The organism is Roseibium sp., assembly GCF_039982295.1.
Classification (GTDB): Bacteria; Pseudomonadota; Alphaproteobacteria; order Rhizobiales; family Stappiaceae; genus Roseibium.
Map to the genome: position 1 here is coordinate 39420 of NZ_JBDWYP010000078.1, position 20527 is coordinate 59946.

At 58.8% G+C, this 20527-nt stretch carries 17 protein-coding genes and 1 pseudogene; 16 read left to right on the forward strand and 2 right to left on the reverse strand.

All coding sequences use genetic code 11. The features are described 5' to 3' along the window. The first annotated feature begins 11 nt into the window (after positions 1 to 11). Both fliJ and ABJZ52_RS15765 read left to right on the forward strand, forming a co-directional pair. Positions 12 to 419: a flagellar export protein FliJ gene (fliJ, locus tag ABJZ52_RS15760; protein WP_348184740.1), complete on the forward strand. Its 408-nt coding sequence runs from the start codon at positions 12 to 14 to the stop codon at positions 417 to 419. Positions 420 to 677: 258 nt separating this feature from the next. After that, positions 678 to 1124 (forward strand): paraquat-inducible protein A, encoded by a 447-nt coding sequence (locus ABJZ52_RS15765; protein ID WP_348184742.1) that lies wholly within the window; start codon positions 678 to 680, stop codon positions 1122 to 1124. On the opposite strand, the gene ABJZ52_RS15770 is transcribed toward ABJZ52_RS15765, so the two are convergent. Further along, positions 1117 to 2226, reverse strand: coding sequence for a DUF2336 domain-containing protein (locus ABJZ52_RS15770; protein WP_348184744.1), 1110 nt, complete (start codon positions 2224 to 2226; stop codon positions 1117 to 1119). The two genes, ABJZ52_RS15765 and ABJZ52_RS15770, sit on opposite strands and share 8 nt — an antisense overlap. 207 nt (positions 2227 to 2433) lie before the next feature. Between ABJZ52_RS15770 and ABJZ52_RS15775 the strand changes: the two are divergent. The 14 genes and pseudogenes from ABJZ52_RS15775 (at position 2434) to arsB (ending at position 19718) form a co-directional block, all read left to right on the forward strand. Beyond that, positions 2434 to 3996 (forward strand): annotated as a pseudogene (locus ABJZ52_RS15775) (aldehyde dehydrogenase (NADP(+))). A gap of 166 nt (positions 3997 to 4162) precedes the next feature. After that, positions 4163 to 6544 carry a mechanosensitive ion channel domain-containing protein gene (locus tag ABJZ52_RS15780; protein WP_348184746.1) on the forward strand — a complete coding sequence of 794 codons (2382 nt, stop codon included), beginning with the start codon at positions 4163 to 4165 and terminating at the stop codon, positions 6542 to 6544. Positions 6545 to 6690: 146 nt separating this feature from the next. Continuing rightward, positions 6691 to 8214 carry a glycerol-3-phosphate dehydrogenase gene (gene glpD / locus ABJZ52_RS15785; RefSeq protein ID WP_348184748.1) on the forward strand — a complete coding sequence of 508 codons (1524 nt, stop codon included), beginning with the start codon at positions 6691 to 6693 and terminating at the stop codon, positions 8212 to 8214. Positions 8215 to 8281: 67 nt separating this feature from the next. Beyond that, entirely contained in the window at positions 8282 to 9781 is a 1500-nt protein-coding gene (gene glpK / locus ABJZ52_RS15790; RefSeq protein WP_348184750.1) for a glycerol kinase GlpK, read from the forward strand. Positions 9782 to 10080: 299 nt separating this feature from the next. Further along, positions 10081 to 11685 carry an ABC transporter substrate-binding protein gene (locus ABJZ52_RS15795; RefSeq protein WP_348184752.1) on the forward strand — a complete coding sequence of 535 codons (1605 nt, stop codon included), beginning with the start codon at positions 10081 to 10083 and terminating at the stop codon, positions 11683 to 11685. Between the two features lie 118 nt (positions 11686 to 11803). Beyond that, positions 11804 to 12811: an ABC transporter permease subunit gene (locus tag ABJZ52_RS15800; RefSeq protein WP_348184799.1), complete on the forward strand. Its 1008-nt coding sequence runs from the start codon at positions 11804 to 11806 to the stop codon at positions 12809 to 12811. 91 nt (positions 12812 to 12902) lie between these two features. After that, complete coding sequence (locus tag ABJZ52_RS15805) at positions 12903 to 13757, forward strand: ABC transporter permease subunit (RefSeq protein ID WP_348184801.1); 855 nt, start codon at positions 12903 to 12905, stop codon at positions 13755 to 13757. Positions 13758 to 13761: 4 nt separating this feature from the next. Next, positions 13762 to 14598, forward strand: a complete 837-nt coding sequence (locus ABJZ52_RS15810; protein WP_348184754.1) for an ABC transporter ATP-binding protein — start codon at positions 13762 to 13764, stop codon at positions 14596 to 14598. Further along, a complete protein-coding gene (locus tag ABJZ52_RS15815; RefSeq protein WP_348184756.1) occupies positions 14598 to 15428 on the forward strand; it encodes a dipeptide ABC transporter ATP-binding protein in 831 nt (276 codons plus the stop codon). Before ABJZ52_RS15810 ends, ABJZ52_RS15815 begins: the two co-directional genes overlap by 1 nt. Before the next feature lie 214 nt (positions 15429 to 15642). After that, the gene (locus ABJZ52_RS15820) at positions 15643 to 16263 is read left to right on the forward strand and encodes a hypothetical protein (RefSeq protein WP_348200098.1); all 621 of its coding nucleotides are present in this window, start codon (positions 15643 to 15645) and stop codon (positions 16261 to 16263) included. Next, entirely contained in the window at positions 16256 to 17458 is a 1203-nt protein-coding gene (locus ABJZ52_RS15825) for an HlyD family secretion protein (RefSeq protein WP_348184760.1), read from the forward strand. The genes ABJZ52_RS15820 and ABJZ52_RS15825 overlap by 8 nt, the downstream gene beginning before the upstream one ends. A 268-nt stretch (positions 17459 to 17726) precedes the next feature. Then, positions 17727 to 18080: a metalloregulator ArsR/SmtB family transcription factor gene (locus tag ABJZ52_RS15830; RefSeq protein ID WP_348184762.1), complete on the forward strand. Its 354-nt coding sequence runs from the start codon at positions 17727 to 17729 to the stop codon at positions 18078 to 18080. A 36-nt stretch (positions 18081 to 18116) separates the two neighbouring features. Further along, positions 18117 to 18605, forward strand: a complete 489-nt coding sequence (locus ABJZ52_RS15835; protein WP_348184764.1) for an arsenate reductase ArsC — start codon at positions 18117 to 18119, stop codon at positions 18603 to 18605. Positions 18606 to 18662: 57 nt separating this feature from the next. After that, complete coding sequence (gene arsB / locus ABJZ52_RS15840; protein WP_348184766.1) at positions 18663 to 19718, forward strand: ACR3 family arsenite efflux transporter; 1056 nt, start codon at positions 18663 to 18665, stop codon at positions 19716 to 19718. A 35-nt stretch (positions 19719 to 19753) separates the two neighbouring features. Here arsB and ABJZ52_RS15845 read toward each other — a convergent pair whose 3' ends face one another. Continuing rightward, positions 19754 to 20404, reverse strand: coding sequence for a GntR family transcriptional regulator (locus tag ABJZ52_RS15845; RefSeq protein WP_348184768.1), 651 nt, complete (start codon positions 20402 to 20404; stop codon positions 19754 to 19756). Between the last annotated feature and the right edge of the window lie 123 nt (positions 20405 to 20527).

The window sequence follows — 20527 nt, forward strand, 5'->3', positions numbered from 1 at the left end:
AGTATTGAGTAATGAAAACCCGAGACAGTCTAATTCGCCTGAAGCGTTTTCAGGTCGATGACAAACGGCGGCAGTTGTCTCAGATCGAGACGATGATCGCAGAATTCAACCGGATGGCCGACGAACTCGACGACCAGATCCGGAGTGAGCAGGAACGTGTCGGCATTACCGACGTGGGGCATTTTGCCTATCCGACGTTCGCAAAGGCTGCGGCAACACGCCGTGACAATCTGAAAAATTCCGCACTGGAATTGGATGAGCAACTTGAGCGCGCGCGCGATGAGCTGAATGAAGCCATCGAAGAACTGAAAAAGTTCGAGCAACTGGAAGAGCGCGATCAGCAACGTGAGCGCACGGCCCAGGAAATTGCCGAACAGGATCAGCTGGACGAGATTGCGGCCCGCGCCCGGGCACGCTGATCAATCTTTTTCTGCTCTCCTGGCGGATGTGACATTTCATAAAGGCTCGAAGCGGGAAACCGGTTCGGGCCTTTATGCTGCCTGGCTCAATGAAGGTCGCGCCTGGGCCATCAAGTTGGAGGCAGGGGGCGAAACGCAGACAGGATATGATTTGGCGAGGCCTGGGCTGTCGTATAGGTTCTGCGGCAAGGGACTTTTGTCTGTTGTGCCGATCCGCGGATGGGTCGCGCTCCACCTTGAGAAGGTTTTTACTCGCGCATGCGTTTTGCGATTGCCTTGTTGCTGCCCATTGCAACGTTCTCCTTCGCTCTCGGCCTGACCCTGCCGCTCATGCGGTTCGAAAGACTGTTCATCCTGGAGGATCGACCGTCGCTGGTGGATATGGTTCTGGTGCTCTGGCGTGATCAGGAGCATGGACTGGCCATCGTGATTGGAGCGGTTTCGATCGGATTTCCGGCCCTGAAAATCCTGTTGACCCATGTAGCGGCGCTGTCAGGCGGGGCGAGCAGATCGCTTCACTTTCTGAGCATGGTCAGCAAGTGGTCCATGCTTGATGTGATGCTGGTCGCGCTGGTGTTGTTTGCTGCCAAGACGAGCGGTCTGGCGGCAGCCAGTGTGCTGCCCGGCCTATGGTTCTACGCAGCTGCCACACTCACAACGGCGCTGGCCGCCTTTCTGTGCGCGCGCCGGAAAACACTCAAATAGCGGCAAGGCGGCGGGCCGCATCGCGCGGGGGGCGAATCTTGCGCTTGGCTGCAAATGCTCCGTCGCCGCGGCGCTTTTTATTGGTGGTGTTGCCAGTCTGAGCAGCTACATAGGCCGAAATCCATTCGGCGGCCTTGGAACTGGGAATCCGCAAATGCTTGCAGCGCGCTTTTGCCAGAAGCGAGAAGGCATCGGTCGAAAGGCCTGCTGATTGAGCGATGGCGACGATCCGTTCGACATTGCCCTTGAAGACCGCGTCGCGAGCCGTGCCGACCGCAACACGCGCCTTTTGGCCGAGAAGATCAGCCACGTGGGCGAGGCGTTCATCCTGAAGCATGAGAACGACGAGTTCGTTCAACGAGATTTCGTTTGCTTGTGCGTAGTTCCAGAGTGGCTTGCCGTCCAGCTGGTCAATATGGGTGCCGTGTTCCTTTCGCAGTTCCCGCAGCCGGGCAAGCTTGTCCAGGTCCGATTTGGACAGTGCCCCGGTAATCAGCTTCTGCAGGCGCTTTTGGGTTGCTCCTCGTACATGAGGCATGAGCATGGTGCAGACGGTCGGGGTAAGGTCGGAGCGAAGGGCCAGATCCTCACGCAGCACGACATCCTGAACAGCATGACGAACAAGAGCTTTCAACGCGACTTGCGAAAGGCGTATTTCCCGGTTGCCGGCCAGTATGCGGTGAACCACCTTTGATCCGCGCCGAACCAGCTTGTCGGAGACCTTGGTGTTGATATCCGCGCGCCTTGCGAGAACCTGAAGATGTTCGTCGTCCAGTTCGTCTGCGAGCCGGAGAAGGTTCTCCGGGGTGAAAGCCGGGAATTTCTCGAGTACCGGCAAGGCGATAGAGATGTCATCACTCGCAAGTGTCATGGCCAGGTTGACCGGCGTCCGGAGCTCGGACGCGACCTTGCGCGACAACTGGATGCGATCAGGTTTGGGCGCTGTGCGGTACAGCAACACAGCGATCTCGCCGAACATCTTTAGCTCCTCTTCGGAGCGTTTCTCGATGTCGTGGACGAGAATATCTGCCAAGCCAAGCATCAGCGCGCCGCGCGCTTCAGCTGTGTTTTCCTTGGCCATTTCAAGCAGCTGATAAAACATCCAGTCCCCCATTGGCGGAACAGTACAACTGACCTTGTTAGAACTACGTTATGAAACATGGTGAATTTTTGGTTTCGACCGGAACTTCCGCACGCGGTTCAACGCGATCGCGGCTTGCATTTGCCGGCACGGCGTGAAAAGCCCTTGCAAGTGTCTGGCGACTCCGCCTGCGCGCGGTATCAAGAGTGAAATTGGGAAGGAAAAGCCATGCTGAACGGTAAGCATTTGATCGATGGGGCCTGGGTCTAAGGTGGCGGGACTTTCCAGACGGTCAATCCGGCAACCGGTGAGGTTTTGCAGGCGACCGTTCAAGATGCCGATGCAGAAACGGTTGCCAAGGCCGCCGAAGCCGCAGAGCGCGCGTTTGCAGGCTTCAGCAGTACGTCGACTGCAGATCGGGCGAATTTCCTCAGGACGATTGCGGACGAGATCGAGGCGCGCGGAGCTGACCTGACAGAAACAGGATGCAAGGAGACGGCGCTTCCTGAAATGCGTTTGAACGGCGAGCGAGGCAGAACAACCGGCCAGCTGCGCTTGTTCGCAGACTGGATCGAGGAAGGCAGCTGTTTCGATGCGCGGATTGACCGGGCGATGCCGGACCGCCAGCCCCTGCCGCGGCCGGACATCCGGCTGATGCTGAAGCCCATCGGTCCTGTCGGCGTCTTCGGCGCCTCGAACTTCCCCCTGGCGTTTTCGACCGCAGGCGGGGATACGGCATCGGCTCTGGCTGCCGGGTGCCCGGTGGTCGTAAAGGGGCATCCGGCCCATGCGGGCACGGCTGAGATTGTCGCCGAAGCGATCCGTGTCGCGATTGAAAAGACCGGTATGCCAAGCGGTGCATTCGGTCTTGTCCAAGGCGCAAGCCAGACCTCCGGCGGTGCTCTGGTGACGCACCCGCTGATCAAGGCCATTGGCTTCACCGGATCCTTGCGCGGCGGCCGGGCGCTCTTCGACCTGGCTACATCACGGGCGGAACCGATCCCGTTTTACGGTGAGCTCGGATCGATCAATCCGACCTTCCTGATGCCACAGGCTCTGGCGTCCCGTGGGGACGAGATTGCCACCGGATGGGCTCAGTCCTTGACGATGGGTGTTGGTCAGTTCTGCACCAATCCTGGTCTCGTCATTGCCCTCGATGGACCGCATCTGGATGCTTTCCTGAGCGCGGCCTGCAAAGCGCTTGGCGATGTGCCGGCCCAGACCATGCTGACGGCGGGAATAGCCAAGGCTTATGCAAGTGCAATTGCCGAACGCGAACAAAGCGGCAAGGCGACAGTGGCAATGAAAGGCGAGGGCGCTGGTGGCGCTTGCGATGCAGCTCCGGTGGTCTTCGACGTCAGCTCCGAGGTGTGGCTGGAAAACCCTGCCCTTCACGATGAAGTATTCGGACCGGCGGCGGTTGTCGTGCGCTGTGCGGATGCGGCGTCGGTCGCCAAGGTGGCGGAAGCACTCGAGGGACAGCTAACCGCGACCTTCATTATGGATGATGATGATCTGGAAGCAGTCTCACCTCTGCTTCCGATCGTCGAGCGGAAGGCGGGACGTTTGATCCGTAACATCTTCCCGACCGGAGTCGAGGTCAGTCACGCAATGATGCATGGCGGCCCCTATCCGGCTTCGACGGATGTGCGCTCCACGTCGGTTGGCACAAAAGCAATCGAACGCTTCCTGCGGCCGGTTTCCTACCAGAATTTCCTGTCTGACATGTTGCCGGACGCCCTTGTGGAGGGAGCGGACACCCCGCGTCTGGACAACGGCAAGCGGTCCTGAAGGCAAATGTCCTGTTAGAGTTGGGGGAGGGCGCATTGAGTATGCGCCCTTTTCTGTTTGTGCATGGAACGGTAGCGCTACCTTGTGCGTTAAAAACGGGGTATTGCAGCGCTTGAACAGAGCCATGCAAGACGCTCCGACCAGACAAACAACCGGATTTGGATGAATGACCGTTTCTGCCCGCATTTCTGCATTCGTATTTCTTCTGTTTGTCTGCTCGGTGCAGCCGTCCGCTGCTTTTGCGCAAAATATACCGCTTCCCGGTTCTGCGGCGTCCTCTGACAGTTCCGGGGATGCGAGCGAAACTGCGAATGTGGAGCCATCGCTGGATGCGGCCAGTGAGGCCTTGATCAAGGTTCTACAGAACCCGGAAAGCCGCGACGCGCTGATCCAGCGTTTGAAAGAGCTGCCTTCAGATCAATCCGACGAGACGAGCGCAAGTGATGATGCGCAATCTGGCGGTGAGGCAACAGCCGGCGCCTCCAGATCAGATGGTGGCGCCGCTGCAGCAGGCGATGATCAAACCTTTGCCGTTCGCCTAGGGCAGTATACGAGGTCTGCGGTCGACAGCGCAGGCGCGAGTTTCGCACGCGTCCGTCACGCTCTGAACGGTCTGGTGCTTCTGGCCAATGGCGAGGTTCAAGTGCGCTGGGAGAAAGCCCGGCAGGCGACGATTGAAGTGGTCCTTGTGCTGGGGGTTGCCTTCGTCGCTTTCCTGATCGGGCAGCGCCTGCTTCACATGATCTTCCAGCGATACGTACTCAAGGCGCAATATGGCGGTGTGGTCATGCGGGCCTTACTGTTGGTGGTCACGACGGTTGCCGACCTTCTAACGGTTGGGGCAGGCTGGGCCGCCGGCAACAGCGCTGCGCTTTTCACGTTCGGAGGCCTTGAGAGCGGTGCGTCTCTCCTCGAAAGCCTGGCACTGAACGCGTTTCTGGTGACGGGCATTGCCAAGGCCGGACTGCGTTTTGTCTTTGCGCCGGAGCGACCCATGCTGCGGCTTCTGCCTTTTGATGATGAGTCTGCACGGTATTGGGCGAAACGCCTCGGTTTTGTCGTGGCCTTCTTCGGCTACGGACAGATGCTGGGTGTTCCGGTGGCCAACCTCACCGTGTCCTTCGTCGTTGGCAACGCGGTTCGGGTTCTCGTGGTGCTTCTCGCTGCGGTGTTCCTCTTCGCGCTCGTTCGCAAAAACAGCCGCGATGTTGCGCAAGGCATCAAGACCTACGCCCAGAACCTGTCCAGCGATCTGGCGCAACGTGTTTTGGTCGGCTTGGCCGATGTCTGGCATTGGCTCGCGTATCTCTACATCCTGATGGTGCTTGGTGTCTGGATGTCCCGCCCGTTTGATGCAGTTGCCATTGTCATGCAGGCAACGGGCTATTCGATCTTGACGATCATGGGCGGGTTCCTGGTGTCACTGGCCATGACGCGAGCCATCACCGGGGGCATCAGGCTTCCGGAAGACCTGCGCACGAACCTTCCTGCGCTTGAGACGCGGTTGAATACCTTCTTGCCGCGGATCCTTAGGATTTTGCGTTTTGTCGTCTTTGTCGTGACGGTTCTGGTTCTGCTCGAGATCTGGGGCGTTTTGAGCTTGAGCAACTGGGTTGCTTCACCGAGCGGCGTTGATCTACTGGGACGCTACGGTTCGGCAGCGCTGGTGCTTCTGGTTGGCTTCGCCATCTGGCTTGCGGTCATGTCGTGGGTCGACCTTCGGCTGCGCGAACATGCGGGCTATGTGGTGACCGCGCGCGTTCGAACGCTATTCCAGTTGTTCCGCAATGCGTTCACGGTGGTGATCATCGTGATGGCTGCGTTGCTGTCCCTGTCGGAAATCGGGATTGATATCGCTCCGCTGATCGCCGGTGCAGGTGTCGTGGGTCTTGCAATCTCGTTCGGTGCACAAACCCTGGTCAAGGACATCATTACGGGTGCCTTCATCCAGATCGAAAACGCCATCAACGAGGGCGATGTGGTTACGGTCGGTGGTGTCACGGGGACCGTTGAACGACTGACGGTCCGTTCCGTGCGCATGCGCGATCTGGAAGGCACGACGCACATCGTGCCGTTCTCGTCTGTCGATATGGTCTCCAATTTCATGCGCGACTTTTCCTACCATGTCGCGATCATCGGCGTTTCCTACGACACAGACATCAAGCATGCCAAGGCGGCGCTTCTGGAGGCATTTCAGCGCTTGCAGCAAAGTGAATACGGCGGCCGGATCATTGGCGATCTGGAGATGCATGGCGTCACGAATTTCGGCGACAGCGCGATTGACATCCGCGTGCGGATCAAGACCACGCCAGGTGATCAATGGTCGACCGGGCGCGCTTACAACGAGTTTGTGAAAGAGGTCTTCGATGAGTGGAACATCGAGATCCCGTTCCCGCAGGTGACATATCATTCAGCGGTGCCAGCGGCTCCTGCCGAAGCGGGAGCTCTCCCATCTGCCGAAAAAGGGGGGCTGAGCCCGGCGCAGACCAGGCCGGGCAAGGCGCCTGATATCCCCGCCCTGGATACTTCTATCGCACCAGACGAATAATGCATGCATTGATGAGTAGAAAAACCGCCGCTGGATGCCAGTGGCGGTTTTTGTTTGATTGAATTTCGTAAAGTTTCGTTTTATTTTCGCTTTCAAGGATAAATCGCGTTTGTGGGCGCGAGCAAAAAATTCCGGGAGAGAAATGAATGACGCCCGATTATGATCTCGTGGTTATTGGCGGTGGGATCAATGGCACCGGCATCGCGCGCGACGCGGTTGGCCGTGGAGCATCGGTTCTCCTGGCTGAGATGGGCGATCTCGCTGGTGCGACGTCCTCCGCGTCAACGAAGCTGATCCACGGCGGACTGCGGTATCTTGAATATTACGAATTCGACCTTGTGCGCAAAGCGTTGAAGGAACGCGAAGTTCTTTGGAGGGCTGCGCCGCACATCATCTGGCCGTTGCGTTTCATCCTGCCCCATCACAAGGAACTGCGTCCCGCCTGGCTGCTGCGCCTGGGTCTTTTCCTCTATGATCATCTTGGTGGCCGCAAGCTCCTGCCAGCGACCAAAACGGTCAAACTGGACCAGCCACCGTTCTCCCATGGTCTCAAGGCCATGTTCAAAAGAGGCTTCGAGTATTCCGATTGCTGGGTCGAGGATGCGCGCATGGTGGTCCTCAATGCACGCGATGCAGCCGACCGGGGCGCAAAAATCCTGACGCGCACCAAGTGTGTCAATGCGCGCCGCGAAGGCGGCTTGTGGGAAGTCGTCCTCCGCGATCTTGAAAGCGGAGAGGAACGTACGGTGACGGCGAAGGCCCTGGTCAACGCGGCCGGGCCGTGGGTTGCCGACATGCTGTCGGGTGTCGTCGGTGCTAACCGGACCTCCAACGTGCGTCTGGTCAAGGGCAGCCACATCGTGGTCCGCCGGCTGTTTGATCACGACCGCTGTTTCATTTTCCAAAATGGTGACGGCCGGATCATTTTCGCCATTCCCTATGAGCGCGATTTCACGCTGATCGGAACGACAGACGTCGACTATGACGCCGACCCAGGCGACGTGAAGATCTCGGACGGAGAGGTGGAATACCTTTGCCAGTCAGTCAGCGAGTATCTTGATTCGACAGTCACGCCGGAAGACGTGATCCACACCTATTCGGGTGTGCGTCCGCTTTATGACGATGGTGCAGAAGACGCCAAGGCGGCAACACGTGATTATGTGCTGGAGCTTGAGGGCGGCGAGGGCGACCGCGCAGCCCTGCTTTCAGTTTTCGGTGGCAAGATCACCACGTATCGGAAACTGGCGGAGCAAGTGCTTGAGAAACTCGAGCCGTTCCTGCCTTTCAAGCGTGGTGTCTGGACAGCCTATGCACCGCTGCCGGGCGGTGATTTCGGGCCGCTTGATTTTGATGCGCAGGTGAGTTCGCTCGAGGCCGATTTCCCCTTCCTTGCCAAAGCCCATGCCGAGCGCCTGGTTCGGGCATACGGAACCGATGCGAGCCCATTGCTGGGAGACGCTCAAAGGGCAGAGGATCTTGGAACGTGTTTCGGAGCGGATCTGTACGAGCCCGAAGTGCGCTGGCTGATTGATCGGGAATGGGGGCGCGCGGCCGAAGACATCCTGTGGCGCCGGTCGAAGCTGGGTCTGCATTTCTCCGAGACCGAAACAGCTGTTCTTGAGGCATTCATCAAGCGCTATCTTGCGGAAAAAGCAGAAGCTGCTGCATAAAACCAACAAGACAGAGGTGATCTGCGCATTTGGCGACAGGTCCCCATCCACATAGGGAGAAGTTGCCATGGCGGGTGCCATTCTGGCCATCGATCAGGGAACCACGTCCAGCCGGGCGATCGTGTTTGGCAGTGACTTTCAGCCGATCAGTGTCGGCCAGATGGAATTCAAGCAACATTTTCCAAAATCGGGATGGGTCGAGCATGACCCTGAAGACCTGTGGTCGACGACCGCTGCTGTGTGCCGCGAGGCATTGGAGCGAGCGCATGTGTCCGTCGCGGCCATCGCGGCCATCGGCATTACCAATCAGCGCGAAACCGTTGTCATTTGGGACCGCAAGACAGGCAAGGCCGTTTACAACGCCATCGTCTGGCAGGATCGCCGGACGTCGGAGTTCTGTGCAAAGTTGCGCAAGGAAGGCCATGAACCACTGTTCACGGAAAAAACCGGGCTCTTGCTCGATCCCTATTTCTCCGGCACCAAAGTGGCGTGGATCCTCGATCAAGTCGAGGGCGTTCGAGAGCGTGCAGAGCGCGGCGAATTGGCCTTCGGGACCGTCGACAGCTGGCTGATCTGGCATCTGACGGGCGGCGAACGTCATGTCACGGATGCGACCAATGCGTCCCGAACGCTGCTGTTCAACATCCACGACAACGTTTGGGACGAGGACCTGTGCCGGCTGCTCGGCGTTCCCATGTCCATGTTGCCGGAGGTTTGCGATTGCGCCGATGATTTCGGCATGACCCGCGCGGATCTCTTTGGCAAGCCCTTGCCGATCCTGGGCGTTGCCGGTGACCAACAGGCAGCTACGGTCGGTCAGGCGTGCTTCGAGCCGGGCATGGTCAAATCGACCTATGGCACCGGGTGCTTCGCCTTGATCAACACAGGTGACAGTCCGGTGGCGTCGCGCAATCGGCTCCTGACCACTATTGCCTATCGTTTGAATGGCAAGCCGACCTATGCGCTCGAAGGATCCATCTTCGTTGCAGGCGCGGCTGTTCAGTGGTTGCGTGATGGCCTGGGGCTGATCTCGTCGGCGGAAGAGACGCAGGGACTTGCCGAAAGGGCGGATCGGGAACAGCCCATCTACATGGTGCCGGCTTTCGTCGGTCTTGGTGCCCCTCATTGGGATGCAGATGCGCGCGGCGCGATCTACGGCCTGACCCGCGCGACGGGGCCAGCAGATTTCGCAAGGGCCGCGCTCGAAAGCGTTGGCTATCAGACCTGCGATCTGATTGATGCCATGCAGGCAGACTGGAGCGCTCAGGGCGAGACTGTGTTGCGCGTCGATGGTGGCATGACCGCCTCGGACTGGACCATGCAGTTCCTCGCCGACATTCTCGGAGCGCCGGTCGATCGGCCAAGTGTGGCCGAAACGACAGCGCTTGGAGCGGCCTGGCTGGCCGGATCACGAGCAAGTGTTTGGCCCGGGCAGGAGGAATTCTCCTCAAGATGGCGCCTGGACAGAAGATTTTCCCCGGTCATGGCGAAAAGTGAACGTGATCATCTTCTTGCCGGTTGGCGCGACGCCGTTCGGCGAACGCGCTCGACCTCTTCGGAAACGTGATGGCCCGCCATCTCACGCAACTTGGTATAATGCCAATAAATACAACCGTTTAATTGTCAGTGGCGAACAGGTTTCCATAAGGGAAGCCTGTTCTGCCTGAACAAGGTTCCGAGTAGTCTTTATTACGGCAGTGACACTTACCTAGTAAAAATATTTCGAAAATGGCCTAAAATTCGAAATTTTTCTGCTGTTGATTTTACGGAAAGAACGGCCTTAGTTTGCCCCGGTCCAAGACACCTCCGAGCCACATTTCATGATGGCAACGTGTCCGGATTCTTCATCAAGGGGAGAACAGTTTGATGAAAATGACGAAAGCCTTGAAGGCTACCCTACTCGGTGTCAGCCTTGCGACCATCGCGGCGACCGGTGTGTCCGCAAAGACACTGGTTTACTGCTCTGAAGGGTCACCAGAAGGGTTTGATACCGCGCTTTACACCGCTGGCACGACCTTCGATGCCTCTTCCAAGCCGCTCTACAACCGTCTTGTCGAGTTCAAGCGTGGAACCACGGAAGTTCTGCCGGGTCTGGCCGAGAGCTGGGAAGTTTCCGAAGACGGTCTGGAATACACCTTCAACCTGCGCAAGGGAGTGAAGTTCCACACCACGAGCTTCTTTACGCCGTCGCGCGATTTCAACGCCGATGACGTTGTCTTCTCTTTCGAGCGCCAGCTCAAGAAGGACCATGCCTGGAACCAGTACACTGCCGGTGCTGCATGGGAATATTTCGACGGCATGTCCATGCCGGACCTGATCAAGGAAATCGTCAAGGTAGATGATCACACGGTCAAGTTCGTCCTGAACCGTCCGGAAGCGCCGATGCTGGCGAACCTGGCAATGGACTTCGCTTCTGTCCTGTCCGCTGAATACGCCGACAAGCTGGAAGCTGACGGCAAGATGGAAATGCTGAACCAGGAGCCTGTCGGCACCGGCCCGTTCTCCTTCGTTGGCTACCAGAAAGATGCGGTCATCCGCTACAACGCTTTCGCCGACTATTGGGGTGGCAAGCAGCCAATCGACAACCTGATCTTCGCGATCACGCCGGATGCGGCGGTTCGTCTGCAGAAGCTGAAGGCTGGCGAATGTCATGTGATGCCTTACCCGGCTCCGGCTGACATTGCGGACATCCAGGCTGACGACAGCCTGACCATGATGGAACAGCAGGGCCTGAACGTCGGCTACCTGGCCTACAACACCAAGGTTGCTCCGTTCGACAACAAGAACGTTCGCAAGGCGCTGAATCACGCGATCAACAAGCAGGCGATCCTCGACGCGGTTTTCCAGGGCTCCGGCCAGGCTGCGAAGAACCCGATCCCGCCGACGATGTGGTCCTACAACAACGCGATCGAAGACGATGCCTACGATCCGGAACTGGCCAAGAAGATGCTGGCTGACGCCGGCGTTTCCGACCTGTCCATGAAGATCTGGGCAATGCCGGTGCAGCGTCCGTACAACCCGAATGCCCGTCGTATGGCTGAAGTCATGCAGGCGGACTTCGCCAAGGTTGGCGTTGACGTGGAGATCGTTTCCTACGAATGGGGTGAGTACCTGTCCCGTTCGAAGGCAGAAGATCGTGACGGTGCCGTGCTCCTCGGCTGGACCGGCGACAACGGCGACCCCGACAACTTCCTGGCCGTTCTTCTCGGCTGTGACGGCGTTGGCGGTTCCAACCGTGCCCAGTGGTGTAACGACGAGTTCGAGGCCCTGATCCAGAAAGCCAAGACGGTTTCCGACAAGGCAGAGCGCACCAAGCTCTACGAAGAGGCTCAGGTCGTCTTCAAGGAAGAAGCTCCCTGGGGCACCATTGCTCACTCGGTCGTCTTCATGCCGATGTCTTCCAAGGTCACCGGCTACGTCATGGACCCGCTCGGTGGTCACTGGTTTGACGGTGTCGACATCGCCGAGTAAACGGACCTGAAAATCAGGCGCCGGCGTGATCAACGCCGGCGCCTTTGTCTATTCGACCGGCGATCATCCTGCTGTTTCCTGGCAAGATCCGCCGGTTCGTCATATCCGGACCCACGATATGTTTCGCATTCTTTTCAGCCGTCTTGGCCTTCTGATCCCGACGTTCTTCGGGGTCACGCTGGTGGCTTTCAGCTTCATTCGACTTCTGCCGGGTGATCCGCTTGACCTTCTCGCCGGCGAGCGCGGGATCGACCCCGAACGCAAGGCTCAGCTGATGGCCCAGATGGGCTTCGACCGGCCGCTTTGGGAGCAGTATCTCGACTACCTGCTCAACATTTTTCAGGGCGATCTCGGCACTTCCTTTGCCTCGAAGAAGCCCGTTCTGGACGAATTCCTGACGCTCTTTCCCGCGACGGCGGAACTGGCGCTGTGCGCGATCATCATTGCAGTCTGCCTCGGCATCCCGGCGGGTATCTTCGCTGCGGTGAAGCGCGGTTCTGTCGCTGACCAGGCGATCATGGGAACGGCCCTTGTCGGCTATTCCATGCCGATCTTCTGGTGGGGCCTGCTGCTGATCATCCTGTTCTCGGGCATCCTGCAGTGGACCCCGGTGTCGGGACGTATTTCGCTGATGTTCTTCTTTCCGCAGGTGACCGGCTTCATGCTGATCGATAGCCTGCTATCGGGTGAAAAGGGCGCCTTCCTGTCGGCGGTGCGTCACCTGATCCTGCCGTCTGTGGTTCTGGCGACGATCCCTCTGGCGGTGATTGCGCGGCAGACCCGGTCGGCGATGCTGGAAGTTCTCGGTGAAGACTATGTGCGGACGGCGCGTGCCAAGGGCCTGCCTCCCTTCCGCGTCATCGGCTTTCATGCGCTGCGCAACGCGCTGATCCCCGTGATCACCACCATTGGCCTTCAGGTCGGAGTGCTTCTGGCGGGGGCGATCCTGACCGAGACAATCTTCTCCTGGCCAGGTATCGGCAAGTGGCTGGTCGATAGCATTTCGCGGCGCGACTACTTCGTGGTTCAGGGCGGATTGCTGCTGATCGCGGGCATCATCATGCTGGTCAACCTGATCGTCGACCTGCTTTACGGCCTGATCAATCCGCGCATTCGGCACAATTGAGCCGAGGGACGAGACAATGACAAAAAACACCCCGGTCGCAGCGGCCGCCCAAGTCAAGCTGGAACAGGAAAGCCGCAACGCCACAAAGGCGATGCTGCTGGAGTTCTGGTACTATTTCTCCCAAAACAAGGGCGCGGTGCTCGGCCTCGCCGTCTTTGTGCTGCTCGTTCTTGTCGCGGTCTTCGCGCCTCTCGTTGCGCCACATGATCCTGACGTCCAGTATCGCGACAGCTTTCTGGTTCCGCCTGTCTGGCTGGAGGGGGGCAAGGCTGCCTTTCTGCTTGGTACGGATGCGGTTGGACGCGATATCCTTTCGCGCCTGATCTTTGGCGCAAGGTTCTCGCTCTTCATCGGGATCGTTGTCGTGACCATCGCTCTGGTCGGGGGCATCGTCATCGGTCTCGTGGCCGGCTACATGCGTGGTTTCGTCGACACATTCATCATGCGTGTGATGGACATCATCCTCGCGTTTCCGTCCCTGCTTCTGGCTTTGGTTCTTGTTGCCATCCTCGGGCCGGGGCTGATGAATGCCATGATCGCCATCGCCATCGTGCTGCAGCCTCACTTCGTCCGACTGACCCGCGCCGCGGTTTTGGCCGAAAGATCCCGGGACTATGTGGTTGCCGCGAAGGTCGCCGGTGCGGGCCATTTCCGGCTGATGTTCAAGACCATCCTGCCGAACTGTCTGGCTCCGCTGATCGTCCAGGCAACGCTGTCGTTCTCGAACGCGATCCTTGATGCGGCAGCACTCGGCTTCCTGGGCATGGGTGCGCAGCCGCCAACGCCCGAGTGGGGCACAATGCTGGCCGAAGCGCGTGAGTTCATCCTGCGGGCCTGGTGGGTCGTGACCTTCCCCGGTCTTGCCATCCTGATCACCGTTCTGGCCATCAACCTGGTCGGCGATGGTCTGCGTGATGCGCTTGATCCCAAGCTGAAGAGGAGCTGAGCCCATGCCGCTTCTTGAAATTCGTAACCTGAAGGTCGAGTTCGAAACCGCGAAAGGCGCTTTCAAGGCGCTGGATGGGGTCGACTACACGGTCGATGCGGGCGAAGTTCTGTCCATTGTCGGCGAGTCCGGTTCGGGCAAGTCGGTGGCCATGCTCGCGGTGATGGGGCTCTTGCCCGATACGGCGACCATCACGGCAGATGTCATGGAATTCGAGGGCAGGGACCTTCGGACCCTGTCTTCCAGAGAACGGCGCAAGGTCATCGGCAAAGACATCTCGATGATCTTCCAGGAGCCGATTGCCAGCCTCAACCCGTGTTTCACCATCGGCTTCCAGCTCGCCGAGACCTTGAAAATCCACACGGACCTGAACAGCGCTGCGCGCAAGGCTCGGGTGCTTGAGCTGATGCGGGCGGTCGGCATCCCGGACCCGGAAGGCCGCGTCAGCGCCTACCCTCACCAGATGTCCGGAGGCCAATGCCAGCGTGTCATGATCGCCATGGCGATTGCCTGTTCGCCGAAGCTTCTGATTGCGGACGAGCCGACCACTGCGCTTGATGTGACGATCCAGAAGCAGATCCTGGATCTGCTGGTTCAGCTGCAGCAGGAAAGCGGCATGGGACTGATCATGATCACCCATGACATGGGCGTGGTTGCCGAGACAGCCGATCGGGTCATCGTTCAATACAAGGGTCGCAAGATGGAAGAGTCGGATGTGCTCTCCCTCTTCGAAAATCCGCAACATGCCTACACAAAGGCACTGCTCTCGGCTCTGCCGGAAAACGCCACGGGCGACCGGTTGCCGACTGTCAGTGATTTTGCAGACGCGGGAGGTTTCTGATGAGCGGCGATGCCATTTTGAAGGTTCGTGATCTCTATCGGACCTATGATATTTCCGGCGGCCTGTTCAAGAAGGCCAGCCAGCTGGCCGCGGTCAAGGGTGTCAGCTTCGATGTTGAGCGCGGCTCGACACTCGCTGTCGTTGGCGAGAGTGGCTGCGGCAAGTCTACGCTCGCCCGCATGCTGACCATGATCGACGCACAGACCTCCGGATCCATCGAGGTCGACGGTCTGCCGATCGACATTTCGAAGACGGGCATTTCCAGGGACATGCGCCAAAAGGTGCAGATCGTCTTCCAGAATCCCTATGGGTCGCTCAATCCCCGCCAGAAGATTGGTCACGTGCTTGAAGAGCCCTTGCTGCTCAACACGGACATGAGTGCGGCCGAGCGCCGGGACATGGCCCTGGCCATGCTGGAGAAGGTCGGGTTGCAGCCGGAGCACTATGGCCGTTATCCGCACATGTTCTCCGGCGGTCAGCGCCAGCGTGTCGCCATTGCGAGGGCTATCATGCTCAAGCCCAAGCTGCTGGTGCTCGACGAGCCGGTCTCGGCGCTGGACCTCTCCGTCCAGGCACAGATCCTGAACCTGTTGAAGGACCTTCAGGACGAGATGGGCCTCACCTATGTCTTCATCAGTCATGACCTTTCGGTCGTCCGCTATCTCGCGGACAAGGTGATGGTGATGTATTTCGGCGAGGTGGTGGAATACGGCACCCGCGAGGCTGTCTTCGAGAACCCGCAGCACGACTATACGAAGACGCTTTTCGCAGCGACGCCCCAGGCGGATGTCGCCAGCATTCGCAAGAGGCTGGCGGCGAAGGCCGCTTGAGGCCGGCGATTGCAGGTCTGAGTGTTTGAAAGCGCGGCGGGTCCGCGCTTTCTTGCTTTGGGGTCTGCAGCTCCGAAGAGGTCCGGGCGTGGCGTGTGCCCGAAATGCCTGTCTTTGTTTGCGTTTACGGCTTTCATTTCCCGTAGGGTCAGCCTATCAATCAACTGCGCGGGCCTGGGCGGTCCTTTGGCAAAATCTGATTGAAGAGTGGCATATGATGAAACGAAGCCGATCGACCAGCCTGTTTCTTCTCCCGGCTCTCGTGTCGATGGCTCCGCTGCCCGCGATGGCTGAAGGCACGGTGTCCGAGGGTCAGACGGCGCCTTGGTGGACTGCTCCCGGCGAGACCGACACGACGGCGTTTTCTGCTCTCGTTCTCTTGTTCTTACTGATATTTGGTGTCTTTCACCTCTATGCGCGCTTCGATCGCTTTGCCGAGAAGCACAACGAGGGAACACCGTTGCAGACCACCGTTCCGACGCTTCTTATGGTCGCGTTTGCTTATGAGATTTTTCCACCTCTGAGCCATTTCAGCATTCTGCTGCCGCTTTCGCTGATCGCAACGGCGCTTGCGCGCGATCTCATGCTCTGGTTCGAGCCGGTGAAGGAGCACACCCTCAAGGGGGAAATTGACGGAGTGATGCTGGAGGAACTTCAGCGCGAACATATTGGTGAACATGACCGGTATGGACAGCGAGTGCCGCCGTTTCCGGAGGAGGCCTCTCCGGCGCAGCCAGTGCCGGCCGAGCCCCGCAGGGAGGTGAAGACGCCACCACCATCGCCAGGACCTCAAAAGCCAGTATCACAATCCGGTGGAGTGACCGACAATGATTGAGTTGACCGTTACCTCCATCCCGTTCGTCTTGCGGATCCTTTACCTGCGTTGGCGCGGCATGCCGATCACGCTTTACAACGTGCATATGGCGCTCTTTGCCTGGCTCGCTCTGGCCTTCGTGGTTTTCTTCACGGTCTTTTATTATTATCCGAAGTCCTACACCGGCTTTGTTCCTTTCCGCACAGTACCTGTTGTCAGTGAGAATGGCGGAACGGTGACCCGGATTGCGGTCGACAACGGAACGCGGGTTGAACCGGGCCAGCTTCTCTTCACTGTCAGCGATGCGACGGAACAGGCGGCAGTCAGAACGGCCGAACTCAAGCTGGAGGAGATCGACAAATCCTTCGATCTGGCTGAGGCTCAGGTCCGTTCCGCTCAGGCCTCTCTGGACCGCGAGAACGCATCGCTCCGTCAGGCCATTGAAGTCTATAATGATCAGGAAGAGCTGCGCCGACGCAATTCTGCTGCCTACACCGAGACACGCTATGAAGCGGCAGTTGCGGACAAGGAGACCGGCGAGGCCAAGGTTGCGCAAGCGCAGGCCAGCCTTGATGAGGCAAATCTTCAGCTGCAGGAAGTCCTTCCCGCCCAGCGCGACAGCGCCAACGCGTCATTGGAGCAGGCGCAGGTCGAGCTGGACAAGACTGTCGTGCGATCGGAGGTCAGTGGCATGATTGATCAGCTGACCCTGCACGTCGGTGCGCGGGCGTCCCAGATCGCAACCAGCCCGGCGATGCTCATCATTCCAGACCGCGACGAGGCTCATCCAAAGCGCGTCTTCGCCGGCTTCTCCCAGGTTGCCCGTTCGGTGCTTTATGTCGGCATGCCGGCCGAGGTCGCCTGCGATACCAACTTCAACGTTGGCATGGTCAATGCGGTGCTGCCTGCGCGGATCCTGGCCATCCAGCCCGAGATCGCCGCTGGTCAGGTCACGGCCACAGGGCGGCTTCTGGAGCCCTCACAGTTTTCTGCGCGGGGCGAAGTCGCTGTGCTCTTCGAGATGGTTTATCCCGAGCACAAGGATGTCCTGGTCAACGGCAGTGGCTGCATCGTGCAGACCTATGACCGCAATCTGCCCCATGGTGTCTTGGGTCACATCCTGGGTGGTCTTGGAATCATCAAGGCCTGGGGGCTGCGGATCAAGGTCTGGATTGCCCTTGTGACCGGCGTCGGCCTTGCTGGCGGTGGCCACTAGGGCAGTCCCAACGATCACGTCCATTCAGGCCTGCTGGCAAGAGTGAAATGTCTCTGCCATGCGGCAGCTTCCAGACCATGCTGGGGCTGGGCGAGGGGGGATACCGTGCGCGCTCCTCTCATGTTTGATGTTCGATGGTCAGGCCATGGCAGAGACTGCGCCAAATCCCGATCTGGCCGATGTGCCCGAGCTCAGCCTTTGACGCATGTCGGCTGCCCATGCCTGGATTCCGGCTTGCAATCGTTTATATTTCGATTATTCTCGAATTATGGAAAAAGAAGTTGCTCTCGATGCTTTGGCAGCCCTTGGTCAGGAAACCCGCCTCGACGTCTTTCGCCTGTTGGTGAGGGCCGGACAGGAGGGCATGACTGCGGGCGCCATATCTGACGCGCTGGGCGTGTTGCCCAATACCCTGTCGACCCATCTGGGGGTCTTGTCGCGGTCCGGCCTTGTGCAGGCCAATCGCGACGGACGCTCGATCACATACCGTGCGGAGCTCTCCTGCATGCAATCGCTTGTGACATATCTTCTTCAAGATTGCTGTGGCGGCAATCCAGAGCTCTGTGCGCCGCTGTTGAACATCATTGCGTGTGAACCTTCCTCCTCCGGCTCGCCCGATTGACTGACCTGTTTCGCCACGTGAGGCCTTGATTTTCAAATGCGCAATGTTCTCTTCGTCTGTACGGCGAACTCCGCTCGGTCTGTCCTGGGTGAAGGCTTGCTTCGTCATCTTGCCAGCGATCGCTACCAGTCGTTTTCTGCCGGTTCCACACCGCGCGGCACGGTCAATCCGGATGCGCTGGAGTGTCTTGCGCGCCATGGGATCTCCACGGAGGGCTTTCGCTCGAAGAGCTGGGACGAGTTTTCCGGGCCGGACACGCCGACGATGGATCTCATTGTCACCGTTTGTGACAACGCCGCCGGGGAAGCCTGCCCGATCTGGCCCGGGCACCCGTTGGTCGCACATTGGGGCATCGCTGACCCGGCGAGCGAAAAGGAAGACGACGCCGAGAGGGCGGCCGACTTTGATCTTGCCCATGAGCGCATGAAGCGTCGGATCGAGGCGTTTCTTGCCCTTCCGGACTCTGTGTTTGACGCCCCTGATGCGAAGGCGCAGCTCAGCGCCATCGGCAACCTGAATGACTAACTCCCCTCTTTAAATTCACCCCGCAGCTGGGTGAACTCGTGTTTAGGAGACTGAATTATGGCTTCCGCGGATGAAACGCCGCTTGGCGTGTTTGAGCGCTATCTCTCGGTCTGGGTGGCGCTGTGCATTGCCGCAGGCGTGATACTCGGGCTCGTTGCTCCGGGTGTGTTTTCGATTATTGCCGGCCTTGAATATGCGAACGTAAACATCGTCGTCGCCGTCTTCATCTGGTTGATGATCTACCCGATGATGGTCAATGTTGATTTTGCCTCGCTCAAGGATGTCGGCAGAAAGCCAAAAGGACTTTGCATCACACTGGTGGTGAACTGGCTGATCAAGCCTTTCACCATGGCAGCGCTGGGCATCCTGTTCTTTGAGTACCTGTTTGTCGACCTGGTCAGCCCACAGGATGCCAAGGAATATATCGCCGGGATGATCTTGCTTGGCGTTGCGCCCTGCACCGCCATGGTTTTCGTCTGGAGCCAGCTGGTCCGCGGCGATGCCAACTACACCTTGGTGCAGGTTTCCATCAACGACATCATCATGGTGTTTGCCTTCGCCCCGATCGCCGCTCTTTTGCTCGGTGTCACCAACATCATCGTGCCCTGGGAAACGTTGCTTCTATCTGTGATCCTCTACGTGATCATTCCGCTGGCGGCGGGCTATGTCACGCGAAAGATGCTCGACGGGACCGATAATGAGGAGCGCATCGCCGAGTTCACCGGCAAGGTAAAGCCGTTCTCGGTGATGGGCCTTCTGGCCACGGTGGTTCTTCTGTTCGGTTTTCAGGCACAAACCATCGTCGACAAGCCGATGGTGATTGTCCTGATTGCCATCCCCTTGCTTTTGCAGAGCTACGGCATCTTTGCGATCACCTATGCCTGGGCCTACGCGTGGCGGGTGCCCTTTGCGACGGCTGCTCCTGCGGCCTTTATCGGCACATCGAATTTCTTCGAGCTGGCCGTTGCTGTTGCGATCAGCCTCTTCGGTCTGAATTCGGGTGCGGCGCTGGCAACAGTTGTCGGTGTTCTCGTTGAGGTTCCGGTCATGCTGTCGCTGGTGGCTTTTGCCAACCGGACACGTCACTGGTTCGCCGAGACGCCGTCCGCTTAACTTCTGGAGCCTTGGAAGCATTTTGCTTGCAGGGCTCATTCTATGCTTGCAACGAGCGCCGCCGCCTGTCGGCGCAGGTGCTGCATCAGTTCCTCGGCTTTTTCCAAAGCGATCTTCTCGTCGCCCGCCTCAATCGCCGTCATCAGCTCGACGTGGTTCCAGGCCGCCGGGTTCAGATCGGCTTCGCCCAGGTACCTGAACCAGAAGCGGCGGCTGAGTGTTTGCAGCGGGCCGACCGCCTTTGCCGCAAACGGGTTGCAGGACGCGGTGGCGACGATCTCGTCAAACTTCTTGTCCAGGCGCAGGAACTCTGAGACATTCGCTTCGGCCGCGGCAGTGCGCATGCGGTCGGCGCAACTTCGCAAGGCCTCCCGCTCTGTGCGGCTTGCCAGGCGTGCTGATGTGCCTGCCAGCAAGACTTCCAGGCCGTGACGGGCCTCCATGACTCTGGTGAAATCAGCGGGATTGATCTCCGCAATCACAATCCCGAGCCTCGGGCGGATTGTGATCAGGCCTTCCCAGCTGAGCCGTTGAAGCGCCTCCCGGATGGGGGTTCTGCCCATTCCAAATTCTTCCGTCAGTCGGCTTTCCGTGACCGCTTCGCCCGGCTTGAGTTTCAGCGTGACGATGTCCTCTTCCAGGCGTCGATAGGCGGTATGGGTCAGACTGTCTTTTTCGCTTACCATTTATCCTGCCTTCCGGGTCTGGCTCGTCATCTCGCTGGAGTGTGGATTTCTCACCTGATGCACCACTGATATATCAATGATTGACAAAAGGAAAGCGGACGCGCAGTCTCCTTCTCAACAGGG